Consider the following 7,250-nt stretch of genomic DNA (forward strand, 5'->3'; position numbering starts at 1 on the left):
CGAGCGCCGTCGCCACACCCTCGAGCAGCCGTTCGCCGGGAAGCGAGACGCGGACGGCGACACCGAGGGTCGCGCAGCGAGCGGTCACGGCGGCGTGCAGGCCGCTGGCGACGGCATCGTCCGTGGCGGCGAGCGCCGACATGTGCGCGTCGAGGGCACGCAGGTACTCCGCGACCAGTCGGTCTTCATCGACGTCCACGCCCAGAACCGCGAACGACGTCGCCGTCGGCACCGGAAGCTGCTCGGCGGTCATGGCGGTGTTGACGCCGGAGCCCACGATGACGGCATCCGTCGTCGCCTCGGCGAGGATGCCGCAGATCTTGCGGCCGTCGACGAGCACGTCGTTCGGCCATTTGACCGCCACATCGTGCCCGGGGAGCTGCGCGGCGACGGCCTCGGCCATCGCAGCTCCGGCAGCGAGGGGAATCCATCCTCGGGCAGCCGCGCCTGCGGGCAGTGCGCGCAGGAGCGCCGAGATCGCGAGGGACGCGCCGTCCGGTGCCACCCAGGTGCGGTCGAGACGCCCGCGGCCCGCCGTCTGGTTGCGCGTGATCAGCGCGGAGAGGTGCGGCCAGCGCTCGACGTCATCGGCGCGATCGCGGAGGTCCGCGTTGGTCGAGCCGGTCTCCGCCAGCACCTCCAGGCGCGACGCCGTCGCATCGGCGGCCGCGAAATCGCCGGTCATGCGTCCTCCTCGTCGGCTTCCTCGTCGTCGTCGTCCTCGTCTTCGCGGATCGCGCCGACCTCGTGGGCCTGCCACTGCTCCCACTCCTGCATGAGGGTCTCGACGGCGGCATGGAACTTCGCGGTCGCGACGCCCGGCGTCGTGTCTCCGAAGTAGTGCTGCACCCACATCCGCAGACGGGCGACCGCTGCCTCGTCGGCTCGCACGCGCTCCACCTCGGACACGATCCGGGAAGCCCCCTCGACGGTGAGCCATTCGCAGTCCGCGAGATAGCCGGTCGTGTCGACCGCGGCGCGCTCGTCGGCGGGGCGCGTGATCATGAGGGGCTTGCCCGCAGCGAGACGGTCGTAGACCATGGCCGAGATGTCGACGATGGCGACGTCGGCCGCGGAGAGCTGCCAGCCGAGCTCCGCACCATGGTCGTAGACGTGCTGAGCGGTGGGGTCGGCGGCATTCGCCGCGTTGATCGCCGAGATGATGCGGCGGTGCGCGGCGCCGTAGGCCTCGTCGACGACGCCGCTGCGGGGATGCGGACGGTAGATCACCCGATGCACGCCCGTCGCCAGCAGCTTCTTGACGAGTGTCTCGCCGTGCGTCGCGATCGATCCGTAGAGGGCGCTCGGGCGGTCGCCCTCCCACGTCGGCGCGTAGAGCACCACGGTGCGCTCGTCCGGCGTGTAGGGCAGGGTGCCGGAGTAGTGGTCCGCCTGAGGGCGGCCGATGTCCATGGTGCGGCGGTCGACATCGTAATCCCAGAGCGTGCGGGAGAGCCTGTCGCGTGCCGCCTGCCCTGCCACGAAGGCGTAGTCGTAGGCCTTGTACTGGTTGGTGGTCATGTACATCTTGTCGGACTCGCCGTGGTTGATGAACACGTGCCAGCGCCGCCCGTAGCGGAACATCTGGAAGTTGCGGGTGTTCTGGTTGACGTAGAGCACGACGCGGATGTCCTGCTGCGCGATGAACCTCTCGAGGTCGCGCACCTTGGGCACGAACGCGACGGGCGGCCCGTCCTCGTCGAGCAGCTTCTCGGCGCCGGTCGCCGACCGTGAGAGCACCACGACGGGCCAGCGCTTCGAGAGCTCGGCGAGCGGTCGGTACCACTGCCGCATCTGGTACATATTCACGGCGCCGTCGGCGAAATAGACCGCGATCCGAAAGTGATCGAGCGGATGCGGCTCGCGCTCGGCGAGGCGCCGTCGGACCCGTTGCACCGCGCTCCGGGACGCGAGCGCGCGCGTGAGGAGACGGTACGCCTTCTTGGCGTCAGACAATGCACCCATCCCTCCAGAATACGGAGATCAGGGAACGCCCGATGTCGCCGTGACATGATCGTCATGTGCCAGCCAACGAATCCGTCACGCCCGACGCCGGGGTGTCCTTCGTGATGCCGGTGCTCAACGAGCGGGCGTACCTCGAGCACGCCGTCGCGTCCGTCCTCACTCAGGACGTCGACGGTCCCGCCGAGCTGGTCCTCGCCCTCGGCCCCTCGACCGACGGGACCACCGAGCTCGCCGAGAGTCTCGCGGCCGCAGACGACCGCATCCGCCTGGTGCAGAACCCCGCCGCCCACATCCCCGTGGGGTTGAACGCCGCGATCAGGGCCAGCCGCTACGCGACGATCGTGCGGGTCGACGCCCACTCGGAGCTCTCCCCCGGCTACGCCGCGCGTGCCCTGGAGACGCTCGACCGCACGCAGTCCGCGAACGTCGGCGGGGTCATGCATGCCGAGGGTCGCACGCCGTTCCAGAAGGCGGTCGCCCGGCTGTACAACTCCCCCGTCGGCCTCGGCGGCGGCGCCTATCACGGCCGCACGCACGAGGGCGAGGCGGAATCCGCGTACCTCGGCGTCATGCGCCGCGAGGTGCTCGACGAGGTCGGACTCTTCGACGAGTCGATCCGCCGCGGCGAGGACTGGGAGCTCAACCTGCGCATCCGCCAGGCGGGGCATCGCGTCTGGTTCGACCCCACCCTGTCCGTCACGTACTGGCCGAGGGAGAGCTGGCTCCGCCTCGCGCGTCAGTTCCGCGCGACCGGGGCATGGCGCGGCGAGCTGGTCCGACGGTTCGGCCGCCGCAACGGCATCCGCTACTTCGCACCGCCCGCGCTCGTGCTGGTGGTCGCGCTCGCGATCGTCGTCGCCGCGCTGCAGCTCACCGGAGTGCTCGTCGGCGTGCTCTCGCTCATCGCATCGATCGTGGCCTATCTGCCGCTCGCGCTGTACCTGCTGCTGGTGATCGCCGTGGCCTTCGCCCCCGGAGGAGGAGGGCTGCGCCAGAAGCTCTGGACCCTTCTCGTCCTGCCCACCATGCACCTGTCGTGGGGCGTCGGATTCCTCGGCGGAGTGCTGCGCGGTGCACGCGACACCGTCGACGCGTCGCGCCTCGGCACCCGCAACACACCCCTGCCCTGACGGCGAGGCACGGGCTCAGGGCGCGACGAACCCCAGATCGAGGATGCGGTCGACCACCCGACGCGCGGCATGACCGTCGTCGCGCTTGTTGAACTGGGCGCGCCATGCCTCGTACCGGTCGGCGTACGCGGCGTCGTGACCGGCGTCGGCCAGTGCGGCGGCGAGCTCGTCCTGCGTGCGCACGAGCGGGCCCGGAGCGCGTTCGGCGAGGTCGAAATAGAAGCCGCGCAGTTGTCCGCGATAGTGATCGATGTCGGGTACGAGGAAGTACATCGGCTTGCCCGTGACGCTGAAGTCGAACATCACCGAGGAGTAGTCGGTGATGAGCGCGTCGGCCGCGAGCAGCAGCTGCGCGGTCTCGGGGTAGCCCGTCACGTCGATGACCCTGGCACCGGCGCGGTCGCGTCCCTGCTGCAGCGTGCGGGAGTGGCCTCGCACGAGCACCACGGCGTCTGCCTGACGGGCGAGCAGCTCCGCATCGACGAAGTCGACCATCTCGCTGCGATCGTCTCGCCAGGTGGGCGCGTACAGCAGCACCCGCTCGCCCTCGCCGATGCCCAGGGCCGTGCGGATCGCCGTCGGATCGCCGGTGGTGAGCCCGTCGTTGCGGGGGTACCCCTCGACCCAGATCGGGCGGCCGAAGAACGCGTAGGCCTTGCGGAGGATGCGCTCGGAGTATGTGTTCTGCGCGAGCAGCACGTCCCACCGTCGCGATTCCTTCACGACGGCCGCCATCCGGCGCGGATCGAAACCCGGGCGGTGCAGGGCGAGCCGCTTGAGCGGAGTGCCATGCCAGGTCTGCAGCACCTTCTGCCCCGGCTTGCGCACGAAGCGGCGGCGCAGCCAGTCGTTCACGACCAGCAGACGAGCGGCGCCGCGCGCGTGCCACCACTCCGGGCTGCCCTCCACGACGGCGATCGCGCCCTCCGGCACCGCGACCGAGAGGTCCACGACGCTCCAGTAGCGCCGCACCTCGGGCGCGCGGGCCGCGAGCTCCCGGTCGATGGCCTGGGGGTTGCAGCCGACGGTGCGGCCGTAGAAGCTCTCGAAGAACACCGCGTTCTCGGTGCCGCCTGCCTGGGCCACGTAGCGCCCCTCGAGCGTCGACTGCCCCTCCGGCGTCTCGTAGACGGGCGAGATCGGCGCGGCGATGCGCACCGCTCCGCCGTCGACCGCGATGCGGACGCCCGTCATCACGACCGGTGCGACCTGCAGGCCGTCGAGGTCGGTGTCGGCGATGCGCAGTTCGTACTCGCCCGACGGGAGCGGCAGCTCCGGGCCGCCCCACCGCGACGCCTGCAACGGGAAGGTCGCCTTCCAGGTCTTGCCTCCACCGGAGACGCGTGCGTCGACGCGCGCCCGGGGTCCGACCAGCTCTGCCGTCGCCGGTCGCTGACCGGTCCCTGCGATGATCAGCGCTTCCGCCGCCTCATCGATCCGGGCCGTTGTCATGCTGCTCCCTTCGGCGCGGGGATCCCCCGCGCGCGGATTGCCTGATACACCCGATCGGTGTTGCGCCCGTCTCGGTATGCGTGCATCTCCGCGCTGAGCGTAGCGGACCTGACGGACTCCGCGTCGTACGCGCTCTCGTCGGAGAGCAGGACGCGGAGCTGCACGAGAAGTTCGGCCCAGGATACGGCGGCATCCGGGCCTGCGACATCCTCGAAGCGCCCGTAGAAGCCGCGGGTACGGCCGTATTCCGACGCATCCGGCGCCAGGTACAGCACAGGAGTCCCCAGCAGACCGACGTCGTAGGCGAGAGACGAGTAGTCCGTGATCAGCACGTCGACGGCCGGCAGCGCGGGCGTCACATCGGCGAGGAGGGATGCCCCGAGCATCCGCACCCTCCGACTCGGCAGCGGCGGAGCGTAGCCGCCCTCCCCGAGAGGATGCGATCGCACGAGCAGGACGGCATCGTTCTCCTCCAGCACGCGGATGATCCGCACCCACTCGGAGGCCGACGGAACCGCAGGGTCTTCGGCGCCGTCGCGCCAGGTCGGGGCGTAGAGGATCGTGCGCGCATCCTGCGGGAGGTCGCCGAGAACGCGACCGAGCAGAGCGGATGCCGTCGCTCTGCGCTCTTCGATCGATCCGGCCGACAGCACGTCGACACGCGGTTCGCCGGTCACGACGACCCGGTCGTCGCCCAGACCGAAGGCGGATTCCAGGCGTCCCCTCGAGCGATCGGATGCGGCGGGAAGAATCCTGATCCGCTGGGCGGCTCCGCGGTACAGCAGTCCGACGATACGGCGCAGGAGCGGTGCTCCCGGAACGTTCGGCACCTGCGTGGTGGCGGGTGAGTCGAGGCCGATCCGCTTGAGCGGGATGCCGTGCCAGAGCTGCACGACGAACCCGCCCCCGTTGGCGTAGCGGTTGACGTCGCCGAGTCCGTGCGTGACGACGAGTACTCCCGCCCGGGCGGTCGCCCACCACCCGCGCCATCCGCTCTTGCGCACCGTGCGGATGCCGAGGGCCGCGGCATCCCGATCTTCGCGGTCCGACGAGGTGAGCCAGACGGTGTCGTGCCCGACCGCCGCCGCGTGCCGCTGCAGCGCCAGGGCGCCGTCGCCGATGCCGGCACCGCATCCGAAGACCCAGCGGCGCCCTCGTGGAACGAGCAAGGTGCCCATGCGTCCGGCGGCATACAGCGGGATCCGGAGCAGCTTGGCCGCGTTGCCGGTGCCGAAAGAGAAGGACGCCACCCCGCGAGCCTATCGCGGGGTGGCGTCCTTCTCGGTGCGGGATCAGCCGGCGAGCTCGCCGAGCGTCACCTCGATCTCGTCTTCCTTGCCGCCGCGGACATATGTGACCTTGGCGTCGCTGCCGGCGGCCGCCGCGCGCACCTGCGCGGTGAGGTCGCTGGCGCTGGTGATCGGCACGCCGTTGAATGCGGTGACGACGTCATCGGCCTTGAGCCCCGCTGCTGCGGCCGCTCCACCGTCGGTCACGTCGGCGATGTAGGCACCGGCGACGCTCGCGCCCTCGACGCTCGCGGCGTCGCGGACGGAGGCTCCGAGCAGCCCATGGGTGGCCGTGCCGTCGGCGATGATCTCGTCGGAGACGCGCTGGGCGATGTTCGACGGGATCGCGAAGCCGATGCCGATGGAGCCCGACTCCTCGGAGCTTCCCGAGCTCGCGATCGCCACGTTGACGCCGATCAGCTCGCCCTTGCTGTTGACGAGCGCTCCACCGGAGTTGCCGTGGTTGATCGCGGCATCCGTCTGGATCACGGCGATCGAGATCGAGTCGCTCGACTGCTGTCCGGAGCTGCCGGGGATGTCGAACTGGAACGGCCCCTCGCCCTCGCCCTGGTCCTCGGGCGCCTGCTGCTGCTCCTGCGGAGCATCTTCCGACGACGAGTCCGGCAGTGCCGACGAGGCGATCTGGATGCTCCGGTTGAGTGCGCTCACGATGCCGGTGGTGACCGAGTTCGCGAGGCCGAGAGGCGCACCGAGCGCCACGGCGGTGTCGCCGACGTTGAGCTTCGACGAGTCGGCGAACTCGATGGGCGTGAGATCCTTCGCGTCGGTCAGCTTGATCACCGCGAGGTCGTAGATCGGGTCGGTGCCGACCACGGTCGCCTCGAAGATGCGGCCGTCGGACGTGGTGACGCGGATGCTCGGGTCGGCCACCGCCCCGCCGAGAGTCACGACGTGGGTGTTGGTGAGGACGTAGCCGTCATCGCTGATGATCACGCCGGAACCGCTGCCGGCCTGGTCGGATCCTGCCACCTCGATCGTGACGACGGAGGGCAGTGCGGCTGTCGCGACCGCGGTGGTCTCGTTGACGGAGCCGGGGTTGTTGACGGTGACGGTCTGCGGCCCGCCCGCTGTTCCGCCGGTCGGCTGATCCTGCAGACCGCTGAGCAGCGCGCCTCCGCCGAAGCCCGCGACACCGCCGACCAGGGCCGCTGCGACGATGAACGCCGCGAACTTCGCGCCGCCCCTCGACTTGGGCTCCTTGGTCTTGGTGCCGTCTGCCGGGGCGCCGGCGAAGCCGAGCGGTGCGGTGCCGTCCAACGGCTGCGTGGGCTGGGTGTGCGCGGTCGCCGTCGGGATGCCGAAGGCGGCACCGGGCGCCGAGGCCGTCGCGTGCGCCGTGTGCGGCGCGACGAAGGGCTGCGGTGCGACGTGCGTCGCCGTGGCGGGTGCGGCG

At 70.7% G+C, this 7,250-nt stretch carries 6 protein-coding genes; 1 reads left to right on the forward strand and 5 read right to left on the reverse strand.

The features are described from left to right. Both DW306_RS00220 and DW306_RS00225 read right to left on the reverse strand, forming a co-directional pair. Positions 1-685, reverse strand: a 685-nt coding sequence (locus tag DW306_RS00220) for a biotin--[acetyl-CoA-carboxylase] ligase (protein WP_136053650.1), incomplete at its 3' end; no start/stop codon positions are given. Beyond that, positions 682-1,965, reverse strand: a complete 1,284-nt coding sequence (locus tag DW306_RS00225; RefSeq protein WP_136053651.1) for a CDP-glycerol glycerophosphotransferase family protein — start codon at positions 1,963-1,965, stop codon at positions 682-684. The genes DW306_RS00220 and DW306_RS00225, both read right to left, overlap by 4 nt. A 104-nt stretch (positions 1,966-2,069) precedes the next feature. Here DW306_RS00225 and DW306_RS00230 point away from each other — a divergent pair, with 104 nt between their 5' ends. Further along, positions 2,070-3,095, forward strand: coding sequence for a glycosyltransferase family 2 protein (locus DW306_RS00230; RefSeq protein WP_136053655.1), 1,026 nt, complete (start codon positions 2,070-2,072; stop codon positions 3,093-3,095). A 15-nt stretch (positions 3,096-3,110) separates the two neighbouring features. Here DW306_RS00230 and DW306_RS00235 read toward each other — a convergent pair whose 3' ends face one another. The 3 genes from DW306_RS00235 to DW306_RS00245 all read right to left on the reverse strand — a co-directional run. Continuing rightward, positions 3,111-4,547, reverse strand: a complete 1,437-nt coding sequence (locus DW306_RS00235; RefSeq protein WP_136053652.1) for a CDP-glycerol glycerophosphotransferase family protein — start codon at positions 4,545-4,547, stop codon at positions 3,111-3,113. Then, complete coding sequence (locus DW306_RS00240; protein WP_136053653.1) at positions 4,544-5,797, reverse strand: CDP-glycerol glycerophosphotransferase family protein; 1,254 nt, start codon at positions 5,795-5,797, stop codon at positions 4,544-4,546. Before DW306_RS00240 ends, DW306_RS00235 begins: the two co-directional genes overlap by 4 nt. A 42-nt stretch (positions 5,798-5,839) precedes the next feature. Then, positions 5,840-7,250 (reverse strand): trypsin-like peptidase domain-containing protein (locus tag DW306_RS00245; protein ID WP_136053654.1); only part of this gene is annotated, 1,411 nt, incomplete at its 5' end.

The sequence above is a fragment of the Microbacterium sp. K24 genome, assembly GCF_004794465.1.
Classification (GTDB): Bacteria; Actinomycetota; Actinomycetes; order Actinomycetales; family Microbacteriaceae; genus Microbacterium.

Excerpts from the sequence above, each read along its gene's own strand:
- DW306_RS00225 (WP_136053651.1), bottom strand. The coding sequence starts at position 1,965 with ATGGGTGCATTGTCTGACGCCAAGAAGGCGTACCGTCTCCTCACGCGC.
- DW306_RS00230 (WP_136053655.1), top strand. The coding sequence starts at position 2,070 with ATGCCGGTGCTCAACGAGCGGGCGTACCTCGAGCACGCCGTCGCGTCC.
- DW306_RS00235 (WP_136053652.1), bottom strand. The coding sequence starts at position 4,547 with ATGACAACGGCCCGGATCGATGAGGCGGCGGAAGCGCTGATCATCGCA.